18 protein-coding genes are annotated in these 19,831 nt (G+C 71.9%); 8 read left to right on the forward strand and 10 right to left on the reverse strand.

Going from position 1 to position 19,831, the window contains the following annotated elements:
- Positions 1 to 3 precede the first annotated feature (3 nt).
- Positions 4 to 987: a DEDDh family exonuclease gene (locus tag ACZ4WH_RS13195; protein WP_468179719.1), complete on the reverse strand. Its 984-nt coding sequence runs from the start codon at positions 985 to 987 to the stop codon at positions 4 to 6.
- 132 nt (positions 988 to 1,119) lie between these two features.
- A complete protein-coding gene (locus ACZ4WH_RS13200; RefSeq protein ID WP_468179721.1) occupies positions 1,120 to 1,761 on the reverse strand; it encodes a TerD family protein in 642 nt (213 codons plus the stop codon).
- 401 nt (positions 1,762 to 2,162) lie between these two features.
- On the opposite strand from ACZ4WH_RS13200, the gene ACZ4WH_RS13205 reads away from it, so the two are divergent.
- Together ACZ4WH_RS13205 and ACZ4WH_RS13210 are read left to right on the forward strand one after the other, a co-directional pair.
- Positions 2,163 to 2,873, forward strand: a complete 711-nt coding sequence (locus ACZ4WH_RS13205; protein ID WP_468179722.1) for a VIT1/CCC1 transporter family protein — start codon at positions 2,163 to 2,165, stop codon at positions 2,871 to 2,873.
- A gap of 182 nt (positions 2,874 to 3,055) precedes the next feature.
- Positions 3,056 to 4,102 carry a zinc-dependent alcohol dehydrogenase family protein gene (locus ACZ4WH_RS13210; RefSeq protein ID WP_468179724.1) on the forward strand — a complete coding sequence of 349 codons (1,047 nt, stop codon included), beginning with the start codon at positions 3,056 to 3,058 and terminating at the stop codon, positions 4,100 to 4,102.
- A 71-nt stretch (positions 4,103 to 4,173) separates the two neighbouring features.
- Here ACZ4WH_RS13210 and ACZ4WH_RS13215 read toward each other — a convergent pair whose 3' ends face one another.
- From ACZ4WH_RS13215 to ACZ4WH_RS13225, 3 genes are all read right to left on the reverse strand, one after another.
- The gene (locus ACZ4WH_RS13215) at positions 4,174 to 5,568 is read right to left on the reverse strand and encodes a CoA transferase (RefSeq protein WP_468179725.1); all 1,395 of its coding nucleotides are present in this window, start codon (positions 5,566 to 5,568) and stop codon (positions 4,174 to 4,176) included.
- Between the two features lie 66 nt (positions 5,569 to 5,634).
- Positions 5,635 to 7,152, reverse strand: coding sequence for a S8 family peptidase (locus tag ACZ4WH_RS13220; RefSeq protein WP_468179727.1), 1,518 nt, complete (start codon positions 7,150 to 7,152; stop codon positions 5,635 to 5,637).
- 97 nt (positions 7,153 to 7,249) lie between these two features.
- Positions 7,250 to 8,776: a S8 family peptidase gene (locus ACZ4WH_RS13225; RefSeq protein ID WP_468179729.1), complete on the reverse strand. Its 1,527-nt coding sequence runs from the start codon at positions 8,774 to 8,776 to the stop codon at positions 7,250 to 7,252.
- Between the two features lie 286 nt (positions 8,777 to 9,062).
- On the opposite strand from ACZ4WH_RS13225, the gene ACZ4WH_RS13230 reads away from it, so the two are divergent.
- From ACZ4WH_RS13230 to moaA, 3 genes are all read left to right on the forward strand, one after another.
- Positions 9,063 to 9,419 carry a DUF485 domain-containing protein gene (locus ACZ4WH_RS13230; RefSeq protein ID WP_468179731.1) on the forward strand — a complete coding sequence of 119 codons (357 nt, stop codon included), beginning with the start codon at positions 9,063 to 9,065 and terminating at the stop codon, positions 9,417 to 9,419.
- The gene (locus ACZ4WH_RS13235) at positions 9,416 to 11,071 is read left to right on the forward strand and encodes a solute symporter family protein (protein WP_468179733.1); all 1,656 of its coding nucleotides are present in this window, start codon (positions 9,416 to 9,418) and stop codon (positions 11,069 to 11,071) included. Before ACZ4WH_RS13230 ends, ACZ4WH_RS13235 begins: the two co-directional genes overlap by 4 nt.
- A gap of 196 nt (positions 11,072 to 11,267) precedes the next feature.
- Complete coding sequence (gene moaA / locus ACZ4WH_RS13240) at positions 11,268 to 12,257, forward strand: GTP 3',8-cyclase MoaA (protein ID WP_468179735.1); 990 nt, start codon at positions 11,268 to 11,270, stop codon at positions 12,255 to 12,257.
- Here the strand turns inward: moaA and ACZ4WH_RS13245 are convergent.
- Both ACZ4WH_RS13245 and ACZ4WH_RS13250 read right to left on the reverse strand, forming a co-directional pair.
- Positions 12,254 to 12,472 carry a hypothetical protein gene (locus tag ACZ4WH_RS13245; RefSeq protein WP_468179736.1) on the reverse strand — a complete coding sequence of 73 codons (219 nt, stop codon included), beginning with the start codon at positions 12,470 to 12,472 and terminating at the stop codon, positions 12,254 to 12,256. The genes moaA and ACZ4WH_RS13245 overlap by 4 nt on opposite strands.
- Before the next feature lie 231 nt (positions 12,473 to 12,703).
- Entirely contained in the window at positions 12,704 to 13,123 is a 420-nt protein-coding gene (locus ACZ4WH_RS13250; RefSeq protein ID WP_468179737.1) for a DUF3099 domain-containing protein, read from the reverse strand.
- 246 nt (positions 13,124 to 13,369) lie between these two features.
- Here ACZ4WH_RS13250 and ACZ4WH_RS13255 point away from each other — a divergent pair, with 246 nt between their 5' ends.
- Positions 13,370 to 13,651 (forward strand): GlsB/YeaQ/YmgE family stress response membrane protein, encoded by a 282-nt coding sequence (locus ACZ4WH_RS13255; RefSeq protein WP_356130125.1) that lies wholly within the window; start codon positions 13,370 to 13,372, stop codon positions 13,649 to 13,651.
- 99 nt (positions 13,652 to 13,750) lie between these two features.
- Here ACZ4WH_RS13255 and tyrS read toward each other — a convergent pair whose 3' ends face one another.
- The 3 genes from tyrS to ACZ4WH_RS13270 form a co-directional block, all read right to left on the reverse strand.
- Positions 13,751 to 15,019 (reverse strand): tyrosine--tRNA ligase, encoded by a 1,269-nt coding sequence (tyrS, locus tag ACZ4WH_RS13260; RefSeq protein WP_468179738.1) that lies wholly within the window; start codon positions 15,017 to 15,019, stop codon positions 13,751 to 13,753.
- Positions 15,020 to 15,085: 66 nt separating this feature from the next.
- Complete coding sequence (locus ACZ4WH_RS13265; protein WP_468179739.1) at positions 15,086 to 16,480, reverse strand: metallopeptidase TldD-related protein; 1,395 nt, start codon at positions 16,478 to 16,480, stop codon at positions 15,086 to 15,088.
- Entirely contained in the window at positions 16,477 to 18,000 is a 1,524-nt protein-coding gene (locus ACZ4WH_RS13270) for a TldD/PmbA family protein (protein ID WP_468179740.1), read from the reverse strand. Before ACZ4WH_RS13270 ends, ACZ4WH_RS13265 begins: the two co-directional genes overlap by 4 nt.
- 240 nt (positions 18,001 to 18,240) lie before the next feature.
- Here ACZ4WH_RS13270 and fabG point away from each other — a divergent pair, with 240 nt between their 5' ends.
- On the forward strand, positions 18,241 to 18,960 hold the full coding sequence (fabG, locus tag ACZ4WH_RS13275; RefSeq protein ID WP_468179741.1) for a 3-oxoacyl-[acyl-carrier-protein] reductase: 720 nt from the start codon (positions 18,241 to 18,243) through the stop codon (positions 18,958 to 18,960).
- A gap of 5 nt (positions 18,961 to 18,965) precedes the next feature.
- Positions 18,966 to 19,733 carry an enoyl-ACP reductase FabI gene (gene fabI / locus ACZ4WH_RS13280; RefSeq protein ID WP_468179743.1) on the forward strand — a complete coding sequence of 256 codons (768 nt, stop codon included), beginning with the start codon at positions 18,966 to 18,968 and terminating at the stop codon, positions 19,731 to 19,733.
- Positions 19,734 to 19,831: the final 98 nt, after the last annotated feature.

Below are 19,831 nucleotides of genomic sequence, written 5' to 3' on the forward strand. Positions count from 1 at the left end.
TGGCTACTCGTCGGCGGGCTCGACATCCCTCAGCAGCTGCCCGAACGCGGCCTCGTCCACGATCGGCGTGCCGTACTGCCGTGCCTTCACCGTCTTCGACGTGCCCGAGTCGGGGTCGTTGGTCACCAGCAGGCTGGTGAGCCGGGAGACGCTGGTGGCGATATGCAGCCCGGCCTCCACGGCCCGGTCCTCCAGCAGCTCCCGCTCGGTCGAGGTGTCGCCGGAGAAGGCGACCCGCATGCCCTGTTTGAGGTGTTTGCCGTCTTCATAACGCCCTGGGTTGGGATAGGGGCATGCGGGCCTTTTGCGGGAGGGGCGCCAACCGCCGGTCCGATAGCCGCCGTAGCCAGCCGACGCCTGCCGGGGCACGGGCCGGTCCGACCACTCCGTCAGCGGCCGGCACTCCAGCAGCGGCAGCCGTACGCCGCCAGCCGCCGCGGCCCGCAGGCTGGGCCGGAACGCCTCCGCCAGCACGCGCGCGTCGTCCAGCGCGTGGTGCGCCCGCTGCTGCACGACCCCGAAGTGCGCCGCCAGCGACTCCAGCTTGTGGTTGGGCAGCGGCAGCCCCAGCTCCTTCGACAGCGCGATGGTGCACAGCCGCTGCCGCACCGGCGCCTCGCGCCGCACGCGCGCGTACTCCCGCGCGATCATCTGCCAGTCGAAGACGGCGTTGTGCGCGACGAGCACCCGCCCGTCCAGCCGGGCGGCGAACTCCTCGGCGATGTCCGCGAACAGCGGCGCGCCGGCCAGCGTCTCGCTCGTCAGACCGTGTATCCACACGGGGCCCGGATCGCGTTCCGGGTTGACCAGCGTGTACCAGTGGTCCTCGACCTCACCGAGCGCGTCCAGCCGGTAGACGGCCGCGGAGATGATCCGGTCGTCCCGGGCCAGGCCGGTGGTCTCCACGTCAACGACCGCGTATCCCTGCGGATACGCGGCCGGCCACTGGGTGGGGGAGGACACTGCGGTCGCACGGTCTTCGAGCATGGTCACTGAGGATACGGGCCGCGACTGACAGCGCGGTCCCTCAGGTCCCGTTCGTACGACCCGGCCTCGCCCTCCTGCTCGGCCACCGCACACGTATGCCCAAGGCCGGCGGTTCGGGCGCTCGTACGACGCTCACCCCAGCGCCGCCACCAGGTCCCCGGCCGTCAGCGGCGAGAGACCGCAGCCGTCGGCCGGGCCCGGCAGCAGCCGGTACACCTCCCCGGTCGTGCCCTCCGGTGCCACCCCGCCGTGCACCAGGACCGGCAACACGCGTCTCTTCGCCGCCGCTTCACCCGCACGGGCGTCCGCGTCGGCCGCGCTCCGCACGCCCCGCCCGCCGAGCGCGCCGAGGGCCGGGTCGACGTGCTCGGTCGCGCCGTCCGGCGCCGGAGCCGACGTCAGATCGCCGGAGTGCACGGCCCACCGGTCGCCGTACACGAGGTTCGTGTAGTCGCACAGACCGGCGAACTCGCAGTCCTCGTCGTACAGCGCCACCGACAGATCCAGGTCCACGCGGGTCCTCTCGGGCTCGGTCCAGTGCAGGAACAGGCGCAGCACCTCACCCGCGGGCAGGCGCTGGGTGCTGCCGCACGGCACCGACACCAGGGCCTTGGCGGCGGCACGCTCGGCGGACGGCACCGCGAGCCCGGCGAGCGCCGAGTCGAGCACCGCCAGGTCGAAGCGGGACCCGCCGGCCAGGCGGCGCAGGGCCTCCGCCTCCAGCAGCGCGCACACGCGCGCGGTCACCGCCTCGGCGCGCGGCGCGCGTGTCATCGGCCGTGTACGCGTGCGTGACCTGCCCGCGCGGGAAGAACAGCCGCCGCTCGCCTGGGAGATGACGGACGCGTAGCCGGCCCAGCGCGGCCGGCAGCGGGCCGGGCCCGGCCGTGGGCAGCGCCCGGCGCAGCACCTCGCCCCGAACTCCTCGGGCAGCACGTCGAGTTGGCGTGGCCGCAGCAGACGGTCCAGCCGGCGCGGCAGTTCGCCCGGCCGCTGTTCCAGGAGGGCGGGCGCGGCGCCGGTGTCCCGCCCGGCCGGCGCCCGCTCCGCACGCGCGCGCCAGGTGGCCGCCCCGCGTCTCCAGGGCGGCAGCGGCGGCCGACGGGAGCGGCCCGGTGCCCGCGCGCGGGGCGTCGGTGCGGCGGGCGTGACCCCGGGATGCGATCCTCCCTGCTGTGACGGAACCCACCCATGACGAGCCCCACGGCGGCGCGCTCGGCTCCCGGCTGAACTGGCTCCGGGCGGCCGTGCTCGGCGCGAACGACGGCATCGTCTCCACCGCGGGACTCGTCGTCGGCGTGGCCGGCGCGACCGAGAGCCGCGGCGCCCTGCTCACGGCCGGACTGGCCGGCCTGCTCGCCGGCTCGATGTCCATGGCGGCCGGCGAGTACGTCTCCGTCTCCACCCAGCGCGACTCCGAGTTGGCCGCGCTGGCCGTGGAGAAACGGGAACTGCGCGAGCAGCCGGAGGCCGAACTGCGGGAGCTGACCGAGCTGCTGGAGCAGCGCGGGCTGTCCCGCGAGGTGGCCCGCGAGGCCGCCGAACAGCTCACCGCGCGGGACGCGCTGAGGGCCCACGCGCGCGTGGAGCTGGGCATCGACCCGGACGAGCTGACCAACCCCTGGCACGCGGCCTGGGCGAGCTTCCTGTCGTTCACCGTGGGCGCGCTGCTGCCCCTGCTGGCCATCGTCCTGCCCCCGGCCGGCTGGCGGCTCGCCGTCACGGTCCTGTCGGTCCTGGCCGCCCTGACCCTCACGGGCTGGAGCAGCGCCCGCCTCGGCGCGGCGGCCCCGGCGCGCGCGGTCCTGCGCAACGCGGCGGGCGGGGCACTGGCGATGGCGGTGACGTACGCGGCGGGGAGCTTGCTGGGGGCGGCGGGGGTGTGACCGGGCGGGGTACCCCTGGCCGCGCGGACGGCGGTGGCCCCGGCGTACGGTGAAATGGGCCCGGCACCCGGGCCCCCGATGACCGTACGACACCGCATGACCTGTACGACCTGTACGACTCCGCACGGCCCCGTACGACCCCGTACGACCCCGTACGACCCCGCACCAGAAGGATCCCCGCCATGCGCGCCACCACCATCCACGCCCCGTACGAGCTGCGCGTGGAGGACGTGCCCGACCCCGTGGTGCAGTTGCCCACCGATGCCGTGGTGCGGGTGCTGCGGGCCTGTGTCTGCGGCAGCGACCTGTGGGCCTACCGGGGCGAGGCGGCCCGGCAGCCGGGGCAGCGGATCGGGCACGAGTTCCTCGGGATCGTGGAGGAGACCGGCTCCGAGGTGAGCACCGTCCGGCGCGGTGACCTGGTGGTCGCGCCCTTCATGTGGTCCGACGGCGTCTGCGACTACTGCCGCGAGGGCCTGACGACGTCCTGCGAGCACGGCGGCTTCTGGGGCTCCGTCGGCTACGACGGCGGCCAGGGCGAGGCCGTCCGCGTGCCGTTCGCCGACGGCACCCTCGTCCAGCTCCCCAAGGACGCCGCCTCCGACGACCACCTGCTGTCGGGCCTGCTGACCCTCTCCGACGTCCTCGGCACCGGCCACCACGCGGCCCTCGGCGCGGGTGCCCGGCCCGGCGCCACGGTCGCCGTCGTCGGTGACGGCGCGGTCGGCCTGTGCGCCGTCCTGGCCGCCAAGCGGCTCGGCGCCGAGCGGATCATCGCGCTCGGCCGGCACGAGGTGCGCACCGACATCGCGCGCCGGTTCGGTGCCACCGACGTCGTCGCCGAGCGCGGGGAGGCGGCCGTCGAGGCCGTCCGCGAGCTGACCCGTGGGCAGGGCGCCCACGCCGTCGTGGAGGCGGTCGGCACCGAGCAGTCCATGCGGACGGCCGTCAACATCACCCGCGACGGCGGCGCCATCGGCTTCGTGGGCGTGCCCCACGGCAGCGGCACCGGCCTGGACCTCGGCGTGATGTTCGACCGGAACATCGCCCTGCGCGGCGGTGTCGCGCCGGTCCGTGCCTACATCCCCGACCTGCTGCCGGACGTGCTCGACGGCACGATCGACCCCTCGCCGGTGTTCGACATGACCGTCGACATCGAGGGTGTACCGGCCGGTTACCAGGCCATGGACGAACGCAAGGCGCTCAAGGTGCTGGTGACCAACGGCTGAGTCAACGCCGAATCGAGCTGAATCAACTCCAGTCAACTCGAATCAACTCCGTCAACGACCGAATCAACCCGTCACCGCCACTCCGCCGGGTCCGATCCCCACGGCACCGGAGGCCGCGCCCAGCCGGCCGGGCCGCCGGTGAAGGACACGGCCGGGCGGGCGTGCCGGAGGCGGCCCAGGGGGCTGTCCGTCACGGTCAGCCAGGCGTCCGGGCCCGCGTACGGCACCCCCTCGGCCGCCGTGGCCAGAGTGCCGTCCGTCAGCCAGTGGGCGTCCGTGAGCCAGTGGGCGGTCCGGGCCAGTGCCAGCCGGACCAACCGGCTCCCGCCGTCGTACGACTGCTCGGTCAGCGCCCGCAGCACGGCCGCCGCCAGCAGATAGCCGGTGCCGTGGTCCAGCGCCTGCGCGGGCAGCGCGCCGGGCCGCTCCGCCGAGCCCTCGGTGACCGCGACGCCGGTCGCGACCTGCACCAGACTGTCGAAGCCGCGCCGCCCGCCCCACGGCCCGTACGCGCCCCACGCCGACACCTGCGCCACGACCAGGCCGGGGTGCCGCTCGGCCAGCGCGCGCGGTGCGAGCCCGAACCGGTCGAGCGCGCCCGGCCGGTACCCGGTCACCACGACGTCGGCGGTGCGCAGCAGCTCCTCGAAGGTGTCCCGGTCCGCGGTCAGGTCGAGCGTGGCCGACCGTTTGCCGAAGCCCGTGTCGGCGTGCTGGTCCGGCAGTTCCGGCAGCCAGGGGGCGTCCACGCGCAGGACGTCCGCGCCCAGCAGGGCCAGGGTGCGGGTGGCGACCGGGCCCGCCAGCACCCGGGTCAGGTCCAGGACGCGCAGCCCGGCGGCGGGCAGCAGGACGGCGTCGGCCGGGGCCGGCGGCGGCAGCACGCGCGCGGGTGCCGCGTCCAGCCGGACGCGCTCGACCAGGGGCCGTGCGGCCACCTCGGCGGCCTGCGGGTGCGCCTGCCACTCCGCCGGGGTGCGCAAGGCCACGGCGAGGCCGCCGGCGCCGTGGACGGCCTCCTCGGTCTCCCGGGCGGAGCGCTCGGCGAGCCGGCCGGCGACATCCTCCGCCGAGGCGTCCGCCGGCAGGCCCAGCGCGCCGAGCAGCCGGGCCCGGTGGTGCGGGTAGTTGGCGTGGGTGCGCACCCAGCCGTCGGCCGTGCGCCAGAACCGCGACAGCGGCGCGAAGCCGGCCGGCGCCCGGCCGTCGACGCGGAGCAGCCGCTCGCTGTGGAAGGCGGTGGCGACCGCGCCGTCGTCGACCCGGACGCCGGGCACCTCGGCGAGCCCGGCCCGGTGGGCCGCGAGTTCCGCGGCGGCCAGCGCGCACGCGCCCACGCATGCCCGGGCGAGCTGCCGTACGGGAAGGCGCGCAGGGAGCGCGCCTTCCCGCGCGACGGTGGTGAGCCGTGCGAGACGGGCGGGATCGCCGCCCAGAGCGGACCACGCGTACTTGATAGCAGTCATGACTGCACTATGCAGTATTGACTCAATCAATATAGGGACTGTACCGACGTGGTCCTCACGCAAGGCCTACCGGGTCACCGCGGCCAGGGCGTCCGCCGTGCCCCGCCCGTAGAAGCCGTTGTGGTTCTTCGACCCCTCGCACACCGCGTCCACCTTGCCGTCACTGTTGATGTCGTAGGGGTCCGTGCACGGTGTGGCGTCGGCCTGGGCGTACAGCAGCGCCTTCACGAGGGCGGCGGAGGCGTGCGGATGGGTTGACTTGATCAATGCGGCGACACCGGCGACATGCGGGGTCGCCATGGACGTCCCGGCCATGTAGCCCCACTTGCCGCCCGGCAGCGGACCCAGGATGAGGCCGCTGGTCGCCGGCGGCTCGGGCTTCTGGTAGGCCGTCGAGTCGCCGCCGGGCGCGGCGATGTCGATCACGCCGAGGCCGTAGTTGGAGAAGGACGACTTCAGGCCCTTGGCACCCGTCGCCGCCACCGTCACCACACCCGGCAGCTGGGTCGGTATGTCGTAGCACTCGTGCGGGTCGATCACCCGGTCCGACGCCGTCCCGTCGTTCGGGGAGACCGGGTCGGTGATCGAGTCGGACGCGAGGTCATAGCTCTCGTTGCCCGCCGCCGCGACGTTGACCGCGCCCTTGCGCTCCGCGTACCGCGACGCCCGGGTGATGGCGTCCACGAGCGCCTTCTGGTCCGGGTCGGTGGTGCAGTTGAAGTACCACGGGTCGGTGTAATAGCTGTTGTTGGTCACGTCGACGTGGTGCTCGGCAGCCCACACGAAGCCGCAGACCACGGCCTCCGTGTAGAAGTAGCCGTCCGGATTGGCGACCTTGATGCCGGCGACCCTGACGCCCGGTGCCACGCCGGTGACGCCCACGCCGTTCTTCGCGGCGGCGATCTCGCCCGCCACGTGCGTGCCGTGGGGGCTCTCCGACGCGCTCGGCCGCCAGGCGCCGTCCGTGGTGTCCGGCTTGCCCGCCACGCAGTTGGCGGACGCGGCACGGTCGAAGTTGGGCGCGATGTCCGGGTGGGTGTCGTCGACGCCCGTGTCGATGACGGCGACGGTGACGTCCCGGCTGCCCAGCGTCTTCTCGTGCGCCTTGTCCGCCTTGATGGCCGGCAGGTCCCACTGGAGCGGCTCCAGCGGGTCCTGGCCGTCGGCCGCCCGCACATCGGCGGCCTCGTCGGCGCTCAGCGTCTTCGGCGTGCCCATGTCGGTGGTGGACTGGGCGGGCAGCGGCGCGTTGCGCGTGGCCCCGGCCGAGTCCACTCCGCGTACGGTGCGGATCCGCTGGGCGAAGTCCGGGTTCGCCGAGTGGGCGACGATCACGCCGATCCGGTCGTACGCGATCACCACCGAGCCCCCGGCCTCGGCGATCGCCTTCTCGACACGCGCCGACACGGCGTGTCCCGGGCGGACGTTGACGACATAGCTGAGCGTGGGCCCGTCGGCGGAGGCCGCCGGGGTGCCGGTGGCGGCGGACGCGGTGACGCCGGGCAGGAACGCGAGTGCCGTCGCCAGGGCCGTCCCGGCGGAGAGGGCGAGGGTGCGGCGGTAGCGCGGCTTGGGCGCTGTCATGGGTGTTGTCTCCAGTTCGGTCGCGGTACGTGCGCGTCGTGCGGGAAGTCGTGGTGGAGCGCCGTCAGATGACGGCGACGTGCGGGCTGCCGGACGGCTACTCGACCGCGCGCAGCGCGTTGACGACACCGAAGCCGTAGAAACCGTTGACCCGCTCGCCGCCGGCGCAGGTCGCGTCCACGACCCCGTCGCCGTCACCGTCGTACGGCCCGGCCGGGCAGCCCGGGTTGTCCGCCTGGGCCTTCAGCAGCGCCCGCAACCGGTCCGGAGTGGCGTGCGGGTGGGCCGACTTGAGCAGCGCGGCCACCGCGGCCACGTGCGGGGAGGCCATCGAGGTGCCCTGGAGGAAGCCGTACTGGTTGTTCGGCATGGTGGACAGGATGCGGCCGTTCTTCGACGGCGTGTCCGGGATCTGGTACTTGTCGCCGCCCGGCCCCGCCACGTCGACCACGCCCTGGCCGTAGCTGGAGTAGTACGACTTGGTGCCCTTCACGCCCACCGCGCTCACGGTGACCACACCGGGCAGCTGGGTCGGTATGTCGAAGCACTCGTGCGGGTCGATCGTGCGGATCCGGGTCGTCGAGTCGTCGGGGCTGGAGTCGTCCACGATGGCGTCGGCGTCCAGGTCGTGGTTTGAGTTGCCCGCCGAGGCGACATTGAGCGTGCCCTTGCGCTGGGCGTACAACTGGGCCCTGTTGACCGCGTCAACGATGGCACGTTGATCGGGGTCGTCCATGCAGTTGTACAGCCATGGGTCAACGTAATAGCTGTTGTTCGTGATCTCGATGCCGTGGTCCGCGGCGAACACGAACGCGCAGACCACGCTCTCCGGGTAGAACAGCGACGTCTCGTCCGGCTGCGCCACCGTGATGCTCGCGACCTTCACCCCCGGCGCCACACCGGCCACGCCGACGTTGTTGCGGGCGGCGGCTATCTCACCGGCCACATGGGTGCCGTGGTAGTGGTCGGCGTCCGCCGGCCGCCACGCGCCGTACGTCGTGTCCGCCTTGCCGCTCACACAGTTCGCCGACTGGGACGCGGAGAAGTTCGGGGCGATGTCCGGGTGGGTGTCGTCCACGCCCGTGTCGATGACCCCGACCGTGACGTTCCGGCTGCCCGGATTCACCTTCGCGGCCCGGTCGGCGCCGATCGCCCGCAGGTCCCACTGGTCCGCCTCCAGCGGCTCCTCGCCCGCCGTCGCGCTCGCCGCGAGCCGCGCCCGCTCCGCCCGGGACAGCATCTGCGCCGCGCCCTCGTCGGTCGTCCCGGCCGCGCTCAGCGGCGCGGTGCGGGTGGCGCCCGCCGAGTCGACCCCGCGCACCGCCCGCATCCGCGCGGCGAAGTCCGGGTTCGCGGAGTGCACGACGATGACGCCGATCCGGTCGTAACCGGCCACCACCGTGCCGCCGTTGCGCACGATCTCCCGCCGCACGGACGCGATCGTGCGGTCGTCCGTACGGGTGTTGACCACGTAGGCGAGATTCGGGCCGTCCGCCGCCCGCGCCACCGTGTCCGCGGCGGGTGCCGCCGAGGCCGCCGACGGCAGGAAGCCGAGCGAGGCGGTCAGCGACAGCACGACCGGCACGGCGAGCGCGAGCCGGCGTCTGGAGCGCAGATGAGCCATGGGATCTCCACATCATCCGGATACGAAACCGCCCGGACACGGTCGTGTTCGGGCAGGTACATGACGGGTGGTGCAGGCCGAAGCTATCTGCCGCGCCCGATCTCCGAAAGAGTCCGGCGGACTTGAACCGGTCCGCGCGGGGCGCCGTGACCGTGGACGGGGGGCCCGTCAACGCAGGCGCCCCCCGCGCCGGAATCACACAACGGAGTCGTGCGGCGACTACCCGTAACATGATCCCCGGTTCTGTGAAGCCCGACAGCGCATGTCCGTGACGCGAGGAGAGCCCGTGGCTACCGAGACACCGCCACCCGCGAAACCCCCAGCTTCCCTTCCCTCCACCGAGGAGTTCACCGAGGTACAGCAGAGCGCGGAGTTCGGTGAACTGCGCCGCGCCCACCGCTCCTTCGCCTTCCCGCTGACCATCGCCTTCATCGCCTGGTACCTGCTGTACGTCCTGTTGTCCAACTACGCGGGCGACTTCATGGGCACCAAGGTCGTCGGCAACATCAACGTGGCCCTCGTCCTGGGCCTCGCCCAGTTCCTCACCACGTTCCTCATCGCCTGGTGGTACGCGCGGCACGCCGCGGCCAAGCTCGACCCGAAGGCCGAGGCCATCAAGTCCCGGATGGAGGGCGGAGCATGAGCCCCGCGCAGTACACCCTGTCGGCCACCGGCCGGGCATCGCACACCGTGCTCGCCGCCGGGGAGGCGAGCGAGCACCGGACGCTGATCATCACCCTGTTCGCGGTGTTCGTCGCCGCGACCCTCGTCATCACCATCTGGGCCGGCCGGCAGACCAAGGACGCCGCCGACTTCTACGCCGGCGGACGGCAGTTCACCGGCTTCCAGAACGGCCTCGCCGTCTCCGGCGACTACATGTCCGCCGCGTCCTTCCTCGGCATCGCCGGCGCCATCGCCCTGTTCGGCTACGACGGCTTCCTGTACTCCATCGGCTTCCTCGTCGCCTGGCTCGTCGCCCTGCTCCTGGTCGCCGAGCCGCTGCGCAACTCCGGCCGCTACACCATGGGCGACGTGCTGGCCTACCGGATGCGCCAGCGCCCCGTCCGCACGGCCGCCGGCACCTCCACGATCGTCGTGTCGATCTTCTACCTGCTGGCCCAGATGGCCGGCGCAGGCGTCCTGGTCTCCCTGCTCCTGGGCATCACCAGCGACGGCGGCAAGATCGGCATCGTCGCCCTGGTCGGCGTGCTGATGATCGTGTACGTCACCATCGGCGGCATGAAGGGCACCACCTGGGTCCAGATGGTCAAGGCGGTCCTGCTGATCGTCGGCGCCCTGCTGCTGACCTTCCTCGTCCTGCTGAAGTTCGACTTCAACGTCTCCGAGCTGCTCGGCAAGGCCGCCGACAACAGCGGCAAGGGCAGCGCCTTCCTGGAACCCGGCCTGAAGTACGGCGCCACCGGCACCACCAAGCTGGACTTCCTCTCGCTCGGCATCGCCCTGGTCCTCGGCACCGCCGGCCTGCCGCACATCCTGATCCGCTTCTACACGGTCCCCACCGCCAAGGCCGCCCGCAAGTCCGTCATCTGGGCGATCGGCCTGATCGGCGCCTTCTACCTGATGACCCTCGCCCTCGGCTTCGGCGCCGCCGCACTGATCAAACCGGACGAGATCATCGCCTCCAACAAGGCGGGCAACACGGCGGCGCCGCTCCTGGCCCTGCATCTGGGCGGCATCGACTCCAACTGGGGAGCCATCCTGCTCGCCACCATCTCCGCCGTAGCCTTCGCCACGATCCTCGCGGTCGTCGCCGGCCTGACCCTGGCCTCGTCGTCCTCGTTCGCGCACGACATCTACGCGAACGTCATCAAGAAGGGCCAGGCCACCGAGAAGCAGGAGATCGGCGCGGCCCGCTGGGCGACCGTCGGCATCGGCGCGGTCTCCATCGTGCTCGGCGCCCTGGCCCGCGACCTGAACGTGGCCGGCCTGGTCGCCCTCGCCTTCGCGGTCGCCGCCTCCGCCAACCTGCCGACCATCCTCTACAGCCTGTTCTGGAAGCGGTTCACCACCACGGGCGCCCTGTGGTCCATCTACGGCGGCCTGGTCACCGCGGTCGGCCTGGTGCTGTTCTCCCCGGTGGTCTCCGGCAAGCCGACCTCGATGTTCCCCGACGTCGACTTCCACTGGTTCCCGCTGGAGAACCCCGGGATCATCTCCATCCCGGTCGGCTTCCTGCTCGGCGTCGTGGGCACCCTGCTGTCGAAGGAGACCCCGGACACGGGCAAGTACGCGGAACTGGAGGTGCGGTCCCTGACCGGCACCGGAGCGCACTGACGGAGCGCACGGAGAGTGCGTCCGGAGTGCGTACGGACGACCGCGTCGTGCCGGACTGTACGGTCCTACGACGCGGTCGCGTCGTACCTCGTGGGATCGGGCCGCTGTCGATGTCGGCGGCGTCACGTAGGCTCACAGGTGACGGACGACGCACGCGCGACCGAAAATGAGTGACCGGGAGAGGGAGGGGGCCCACGTGCTCATCGACACCTACGGCCGAGTGGCCACCGACCTGAGGGTCTCGCTGACCGACCGCTGCAATCTGCGCTGCACCTACTGCATGCCCGAGGAGGGCTTGCAGTGGCTGGCCAAGCCGGACCTGCTCACCGACGACGAGATCGTCCGGCTCATCGACATCGCGGTCCGCACGCTCGGCATCGAGGAGGTCCGCTTCACCGGCGGCGAGCCGCTGCTGCGCCCGGGCCTGGTCGGCATCGTCGAGCGGGTCGCGGCCCTCGACCCGCGCCCCCAGATGTCCCTCACCACCAACGGCATCGGCCTCAGGCGCACCGCGACCGCCCTGAAGGCGGCGGGCCTGGACCGGGTCAACGTCTCCCTGGACACCCTCCGCCCGGACGTCTTCAAGACCCTCACCCGCCGCGACCGCCACAAGGACGTGCTGGAGGGCCTGGAAGCCGCCCGCGAAGCCGGTCTGGCCCCCGTCAAGGTCAACTCGGTCCTGATGCCGGGGCTGAACGACGACGAGGCCCCGGACCTGCTCGCCTGGGCGGTGGAGCACGACTACGAGCTGCGCTTCATCGAGCAGATGCCCCTGGACGCCCAGCACGGCTGGAAGCGCGAGGGCATGGTCACCGCGGGGGACATCCTCGCCTCCCTGCGCACCCGCTTCGACCTCGCCCCGGAGGGCGCGGACGAGCGCGGCTCGGCACCGGCGGAGCGCTGGCTGGTGGACGGCGGCCCGCACCGGGTCGGCGTGATCGCGTCGGTCACCCGGCCGTTCTGCGCGGCCTGTGACCGCACCCGCCTCACCGCCGACGGCCAGATACGCACCTGCCTGTTCGCCACCGAGGAGACCGACCTGCGCGCGGCCCTGCGCTCGGGCGCCCCGGACGAGGAGATCGCCCGCATCTGGCGCCTGGCGATGTGGGGCAAGAAGGCGGGAGCGGGCCTGGACGACCCGTCGTTCGTCCAGCCGGACCGCCCGATGTCCGCGATCGGCGGCTAGGCCCCCTCGGCCGCCCGCCACTCCTCGAACGCCACCACGTCCTTCAGGAACCCCCGGACCCCGAGGAACTGCGACAGATGCTCGCGGTGCTCCTCACAGGCCAGCCATGTCTTGCGCCGCTCCGGTGTATGGACCTTCGGGTTGTTCCACGCCAGCACCCACTCGGCGGCGGCACGGCAGCCCTTGGCGGAGCAGATCGGGGTCTCGTCACTCACGGATTCGTCTCGGGTTGAAGGGGCGTGTATGAGGGGCTCAAACAAGGCGACGCCGGGCAGCCACGGGGGGAGCTGCCCGGCGTCGGTCCATCGCTCCGACGGGGGATGCGGAGCGCGTACGCAGTATGTCACGGGTACCCTGCCGCCCGGCACCGGAACAGCACGATTGATCTGAGCTTTTCTTGAGCTTGGCGCATGGTCGCATTCCGCTTTCCGTCGCGTGCGCGCTGCTCAGACCGGGTCGGCGCGCTCACCACGCGCTCCGGCTGCCGGATTCGTCGGCACGTCCCCCGGTGCGGATTCCCGCACGGACTCCCGCGCGGATTCCGCCCGTCCGTCCTCGGCCATCGACGGCGCGATCATCGGCCGCATCGGCGCGGTGACGAACGTGGACGGCAGAGACGGCGGCCTCTCCCGGCCCGCGTTGGCGATCACCACGGCGATGTAGGGCAGGACCGCGCCGAGCACGAGCGCGACGATGGCGACGTACCGCTCGACGTTCCACAGTGAGACCGCGAGAATCACCGACAGGGTACGGATCGACATGGAGATCACGTACCGCCGCTGCCGGCCCCGGACATCCTCGGCGAGTCCGGTCCGGGCGCCGGTGATCCGGAACACCTGGACGCTGCCGCCGTGCTGTTTCCGCATCACATTCCACCATCCGCCCGCATCGGACTCTCCCCGGCCCGCACACCCTCGTCCACCTCCGGCGGGGATCCGGCCGGGACATCTTCCACGTTACGCCGTGCCCGCGCCGCCTTCGAGACCGGGTCGCCCCCAGCCTGCGACGACGCTTCCCGCCCCGCCGCGTACGGGGGAACCCGACATGCGCCGTACTGCGGACCGAATCACACTGGCCGTAATGCTCACGTCGAGCCGTTCAAGGAGGCAGCCATGGGCTGGTTGTGGGCGATCATCGTGGGATTCGTGCTGGGCCTCATCGCCAAGGCGATCATCCCGGGCAAGCAGCACAGCCCCCTGTGGCTGACCACGATCTGCGGCATGCTGGGCGCCATCGTCGGCAACGCGGTCGCCCGCGCGGCCGGCGTGGAGGCCACCCGCGGCATCGACTGGAGCCGCCACATCTTCCAGCTCGTGGCCGCGATCATCATCGTCGCGGCCGTGGACGCCCTCTACATGGCGACCCTGGGCAAGCGGAAACACCAGCGGGCCTGAGCTTTCGAACGCCCTGAGGACAGCGCGGCCAAAGGGGCGCGGGGAACTGCGCGACCAGCCACAACGCGGCAGCAGTCGTCGGCATCCCCCCCACGACGCTCAGGCGCCTGTGACCTCCACCGCGGCCAGGTTCTTCTTCCCGCGCCGCAGCACCAGCCACCGCCCGTGAATCAGATCCCCGGCGGACGGCACCGCGTCCTCGGCCGTGACCTTCACGTTGTTCACGTAGGCCCCGCCCTCCTTCACGGTCCGCCGCGCGGCGGACTTGCTGGCGACCAGCCCGACCTCGGCGAACAGGTCCACCACCGGAGCGAGCTCGCTGACCTGGACGTTCGGCACCTCGGACAGCGCCGCCGCCAGCGTCCGCTCGTCCAGCTCGGCAAGCTCGCCCTGCCCGAAGAGGGCGCGGGACGCGGCGATCACCGCGGCCGTCTGCTCGGCGCCGTGCACCAGCGTCGTCAGCTCCTCGGCGAGCGCCCGCTGCGCCGCCCGGGCCTGCGGACGCTCCTCCGTCTGCCGCTCCAGCTCCTCGATCTCCTCCCGGGACCGGAAGCTGAAGATGCGCAGGAACTTGGAGACGTCCCGGTCGTCCGCGTTGACCCAGAACTGGTAGAACGCGTACGGCGTGGTCATCTCGGGGTCGAGCCACACCGTGCCGGACTCGGTCTTGCCGAACTTGGTGCCGTCCGCCTTGGTGATCAGCGGGGTGCCCAGCGCGTGCACCACGGCCTCCGGCTCGACCCGGTGGATCAGGTCCGTGCCCGAGGTGAGGTTGCCCCACTGGTCGCTGCCGCCGGTCTGGAGCGTGCAGCCGTGCCGCCGGTACAGCTCCAGGAAGTCCATGCCCTGGAGGATCTGGTAGCTGAACTCGGTGTAGCTGATGCCCGCGTCGGAGTTGAGCCGGCGGGAGACGGCCTCCTTGGCGATCATCTTGTTGACCCGGAAGTGCTTGCCGATGTCCCGCAGGAACTCGATGGCCGACAGGCCCTGGGTCCAGTCCAGGTTGTTGACCATCACCGCGGCGTTCGGCCCGTCGAAGTGGAGCAGCGGCTCGATCTGCGCGCGCAGCCGCTCCACCCAGCCGGCCACGACCTCCGGCGCGTTCAGCGTGCGCTCGGCCGTGGGCTTCGGGTCGCCGATGAGACCCGTGGCACCGCCGACCAGCGCCAGCGGACGGTTGCCCGCCTCCTGGATGCGGCGCATCGTCAGGATCTGCACGAGGTTGCCGAGGTGCAGGCTGGGCGCGGTCGGGTCGAAGCCGCAATAGAACGTGACGGGGCCGTCCGCGAACGCCTTGCGCAGTGCGTCCTCGTCCGTGGAGAGGGCGATGAGCCCCCGCCACTTCAGCTCGTCGACGATGTCCGTCACGGTTCTCGTGTCTCCTTGGTGATCTTCGGGCGGTCGGGTGACACCCGACCACGAACGTCTACGAGGTTATACGCCCTGACTGACAGAGCTCATGTTGAAATCGGGGATGCGCAACGCGGGCATCGCGGCCCGCGTGAACCAGTCGCTCCACTCGCGCGGCAGCGTCTTCTCCGTCCGCCCGGCCTCCGCGGCCCGGCCCAGCAGGTCCACCGGCGACTCGTTGAACCGGAAGTTGTTCACCTGCCCGGTCACCTCGCCGCTCTCCACGAGGTAGACGCCGTCCCGGGTCAGGCCGGTCAGCAGCAGCGTCGCCGGGTCGACCTCGCGGATGTACCACAGGCAGGTCAGCAGCAGCCCGCGCTCGGTGTCCGCGACCATCTCCTCCAGGGAACGGTCGTCACCGCCGTCCAGGATCAGGTTGCCGAGCACCGGGGCGACCGGCAGCCCGGTCAGGCCCGCGCTGTGCCGGGTGGTGGTCAGGTGCTTCAGCACGCCCTCGCTGATCCACTCGGTGGTGTGGGTCGGCAGCCCGTTGTCGAACACCGACTGGTCGCCGCCGGAGGAGTGCGCGACCACGAAGGGCGGGCACTCCAGGCCGGGCTCGTTCGGGTCGCTGCGCAGGGTCAGCGGCAGCTCGCTCAGCTTCTCGCCGACCCGCGTGCCCCCGCCGGGCTTGGAGAACACCGTCCGGCCCTCGGCCGCGTCCCGGCCCGACGCCGACCACAGCTGGTAGATCAGCAGGTCGGCCACGGCGGTCGGCGGCAGCAGCGTCTCGTAGCGGCCCGCGGGCAGCTCCACGCGCCGCTCCGCCCAGCCGAGCCGCACGGCCAGCTCGGCGTCCAGCGCGCCCGGGTCGACGTCCTTGAAGTCCCGCGTGGACCGGCCGGCCCACGCCGAGCGCGTACGGTCCGGTGACTTGGCGTTCAGCTCCAGCGTGCCGGTGGGCTGGTCGTGCCTGAGGCGCAGCCCGGTGGACGTCCCCATGTACGTCGACACCAGCTCGTGGTTGGCGAAGCCGTACAGCTCCCGGCCGCCCGCACGCGCGCGTGCGAAGGCCTCGCCGAGTGCCGGGGCGAAGTCGGCGAACACGGCGGAGGAGGTCTCGGCGGGCGCGTCCGTGAAGTCCGGGGACTCCGGCACCCCGCCGACCAGCGGCTGCGCGTCCTCGGCGGGCCCGGCGCCGCGCGCGGCGGCCTCCGCGGCCCGCACCAGCGGCTCCAGCTCCTCGGCGGTGACCGCGGACCGGGACACCACACCGGAGGCCGTGCCCTGCGCGCCGTCCACGGTCGCGATCACAGTGAGCGTACGGCCCCGCGTCACGCCGTTGGTGGTGAGCGCGTTGCCCGCCCAGCGCAGGTTGGCGGTGGAGTGCTCGTCGGCGATGACGACGCAGCCGTCGGCCCGGGACAGCGCCAGGGCCTGCTCGACGACCTCGTGCGGCTTGTGGGTACGGGCGCTCATCGACCGGCCTCCTGCGTGGTGTTCAGAATGTTGACGCCCTTGAAGAGGGCGGACGGGCACCCGTGGGACACGGCCGCCACCTGGCCGGGCTGGGCCTTGCCGCAGTTGAAGGCACCGCCGAGGACATAGGTCTGCGGCCCGCCCACGGCGGCCATCGAGCCCCAGAAGTCGGTGGTCGTGGCCTGGTAGGCGACGTCCTTCAGCTGCCCGGTGATCCGCCCGTTCTCGATCTTGAAGAAGCGCTGGCCGGTGAACTGGAAGTTGTAGCGCTGCATGTCGATCGACCAGGACCGGTCCCCGACGACGTAGATGCCCCGGTCCACACCGCCGATCAGGTCCTCGGTGGACAGCCCGGCCGGGTCCGGCTGGAGGGAGACGTTGGCCATGCGCTGCACCGGCACATGCGCCGGCGAGTCGGCGAACGCGCACCCGTTGGACCGCTCGAACCCGGTCAGCCGCGCGATCCGCCGGTCCAGCTGGTAGCCGACCAGCGTGCCGTCCTTCACCAGGTCCCAGGACTGCGCCGCCACGCCCTCGTCGTCGTAGCCGATGGTGGCGAGGCCGTGCTCGGCGGTGCGGTCGCCGGTGACGTTCATCAGCTCGGAGCCGTACTTCAGCTTGCCCAGCTGGTCGAAGGTGGCGAAGGAGGTGCCGGCGTAGGCGGCCTCGTAGCCGAGGGCGCGGTCCAGCTCGGTGGCGTGACCGATGGACTCGTGGATGGTCAGCCACAGGTTGGACGGGTCGACCACCAGGTCGTACAGGCCCGGCTCCACGCTCGGCGCCCGCATCTTCTCGGCGAGCAGCTCCGGGATGCGCTCCAGCTCGCCGTCCCAGTCCCAGCCGGTCCCGGTCAGATACTCCCAGCCACGCCCCACCGGCGGCGCGATGGTGCGCATGGAGTCGAACTCCCCGCTCGACTCGTCGACCGACACGGCCGTCAGCTGAGGGTTCAGCCGCACCCGCTGCTGGGTGGTCACGGTCCCGGCGGTGTCGGCGTAGAACTTGTTCTCGTGCACGATGAGCAGTGAGGCGTCGACGTGGTCGACGCCCGGCGCGGCCAGCAGCCGCGCGCTCCACTCCGCGAGCAGCGCGGACTTCTCCTCGTCCGGCACCGAGAACGGGTCGATCTCGTACGACGAGATCCACGTCTTGTCGGAGTGCACCGGTTCGCCGGCCAGCTCCACTCGCTCGTCGGACCCGGCCGCCTTGATCACCTGCGCGGACAGCTTGGCCATGGCCACCGCCTGCGAGGCGACCCGGGCGGCGGCGTCCATGGTCAGATCCACCCCGGAGGCGAAGCCCCACGTACCGCCGTGCACGACCCGGACCGCGTACCCGAGGTCCGTGGTGTCCGACGATCCGGCGGGCCTGGCGTCCCGCAGCCGCCAGGACGCGCTGCGCACCCGCTCGAACCGGAAGTCCGCGTGCTCGGCCCCCAGCGCACGCGCGCGTGCGAGCGCGGCGTCGGCGAGGGCCCGTAGGGGAAGCGCCGTGAAGGCTTCGTCGATGGAATGAGGCACGGAGGTCTCCCTGCTGTCGTGGCCTGTCGGCTCCGATCATGTCGCGGGAGCGGCCCGGGGGACCACACCTTTCGGTCCCCGGAACGACGCATTCTGTAGGGACCCGACAGCGACACTCCCGCGCCACTGTCGGTGCCCGCTTGCCCGTGCGCGTGGCGGTACCGATAGGTTTTCGATGAAGCCGCCTGTCATCCAGGTGTTCGGGCGGATGTGTGCAACCGCTATCGAAAGGGTGATCCGTTGAGCCGCTCGGTTCTCGTCACCGGAGGCAACCGGGGCATCGGCCTCGCCATCGCCCGCGCATTCGCCGACGCCGGCGACAAGGTCGCGATCACGTACCGCTCGGGTGAGCCGCCCGCCGCCCTGACGGAATTGGGCTGCCTGGCCGTCAAGTGCGACATCACCGACCCCGAGCAGGTGGAGCAGGCCTACAAGGAGATCGAGGACCAGCACGGTCCGGTCGAGGTCCTGATCGCCAACGCCGGCGTCACCAAGGACCAGCTCCTGATGCGCATGTCCGAGGAGGACTTCACCTCGGTCATCGACACCAACCTCACGGGCACCTTCCGCGTCGTCAAGCGCGCCAACCGCGGCATGCTGCGCGCCAAGAAGGGCCGCGTCGTCCTGATCTCGTCCGTGGTCGGCCTGCTCGGCTCGGCGGGTCAGGCGAACTACGCCGCGTCCAAGGCCGCCCTGGTCGGCTTCGCGCGTTCCCTCGCCCGGGAGCTGGGCTCGCGCAACATCACCTTCAACGTCGTCGCGCCCGGCTTCGTCGACACCGACATGACCAAGGCGCTCACCGACGAGCAGCGCCAGAACATCGTCTCTCAGGTGCCGCTCGGCCGTTACGCGCAGCCCGAGGAGATCGCCGCGACGGTGCGGTTCCTCACCTCGGACGACGCCTCGTACATCACTGGAGCCGTCATCCCGGTTGACGGCGGACTGGGAATGGGTCACTGATCACCATGAGCGGAATCCTCGAGGGCAAGCGCATCCTGATCACGGGCGTGCTGACGGAGTCCTCCATCGCCTTCCACACTGCCAAGCTGGCCCAGGAGCAGGGCGCCGAGATCATCCTGACCGCGTTCCCGCGGCCCACCCTGACCGAGCGCATCGCCAAGAAGCTGCCGAAGCCCACCAAGGTCATCGAGCTGGACGTCACCAACGACGAGCACCTCGCCCGCCTGGCCGACCTCGTCGGCGAGGAGCTGGGCGGCCTCGACGGCGTCGTCCACTCCATCGGCTTCGCCCCGCAGGACGCGCTCGGCGGCAACTTCCTGAACACGCCGTTCGAGTCGGTCGCCACCGCCATGCACGTCTCGGCGTACTCCCTGAAGGCGCTCACGATGGCCTGCCTGCCGCTGATGCAGAACGGCGGCTCGGTCGTCGGCCTGACCTTCGACGCGCAGTTCGCCTGGCCGCAGTACGACTGGATGGGCCCGGCCAAGGCCGCCCTGGAGGCGACCAGCCGCTACATCGCCCGCGACCTGGGCAAGCAGAACATCCGCTGCAACCTGATCTCGGCGGGCCCGCTCGGCTCCATGGCCGCCAAGTCCATCCCGGGCTTCGGCGAGCTGGCCTCCGTGTGGGACAGCCGCTCCCCGCTGGAGTGGGACCTGAAGGACCCGGAGCCGGCCGGCCGCGGCGTCGTCGCCCTGCTGAGCGACTGGTTCCCGAAGACCACCGGCGAGATCATCCACGTCGACGGCGGCCTGCACGCCATCGGCGCCTGATCACAGCACCACACGGACGCCCCGTTCCCCGCCGCGCGGGGGAGCGGGGCGTCACCCGTTCAGCGACGGTGTCACCCGTTCGGCTCACCGGCCGGGCC

The organism is Streptomyces sp. NPDC029138 (assembly GCF_055564375.1).

Bases quoted from the DNA above. Each gene is read 5' to 3' on its own strand.
- ACZ4WH_RS13225 (WP_468179729.1), bottom strand. From the start codon at position 8,776: ATGGCTCATCTGCGCTCCAGACGCCGGCTCGCGCTCGCCGTGCCGGTC.
- ACZ4WH_RS13210 (WP_468179724.1), top strand. From the start codon at position 3,056: ATGCGCGCCACCACCATCCACGCCCCGTACGAGCTGCGCGTGGAGGAC.
- ACZ4WH_RS13265 (WP_468179739.1), bottom strand. From the start codon at position 16,480: ATGAGCGCCCGTACCCACAAGCCGCACGAGGTCGTCGAGCAGGCCCTG.
- fabI (WP_468179743.1), top strand. From the start codon at position 18,966: ATGAGCGGAATCCTCGAGGGCAAGCGCATCCTGATCACGGGCGTGCTG.
- ACZ4WH_RS13255 (WP_356130125.1), top strand. From the start codon at position 13,370: ATGGGCTGGTTGTGGGCGATCATCGTGGGATTCGTGCTGGGCCTCATC.
- ACZ4WH_RS13250 (WP_468179737.1), bottom strand. From the start codon at position 13,123: ATGCGGAAACAGCACGGCGGCAGCGTCCAGGTGTTCCGGATCACCGGC.
- ACZ4WH_RS13215 (WP_468179725.1), bottom strand. From the start codon at position 5,568: ATGACTGCTATCAAGTACGCGTGGTCCGCTCTGGGCGGCGATCCCGCC.
- ACZ4WH_RS13195 (WP_468179719.1), bottom strand. From the start codon at position 987: ATGCTCGAAGACCGTGCGACCGCAGTGTCCTCCCCCACCCAGTGGCCG.
- ACZ4WH_RS13200 (WP_468179721.1), bottom strand. From the start codon at position 1,761: ATGACACGCGCGCCGCGCGCCGAGGCGGTGACCGCGCGCGTGTGCGCG.
- ACZ4WH_RS13220 (WP_468179727.1), bottom strand. From the start codon at position 7,152: ATGACAGCGCCCAAGCCGCGCTACCGCCGCACCCTCGCCCTCTCCGCC.
- ACZ4WH_RS13235 (WP_468179733.1), top strand. From the start codon at position 9,416: ATGAGCCCCGCGCAGTACACCCTGTCGGCCACCGGCCGGGCATCGCAC.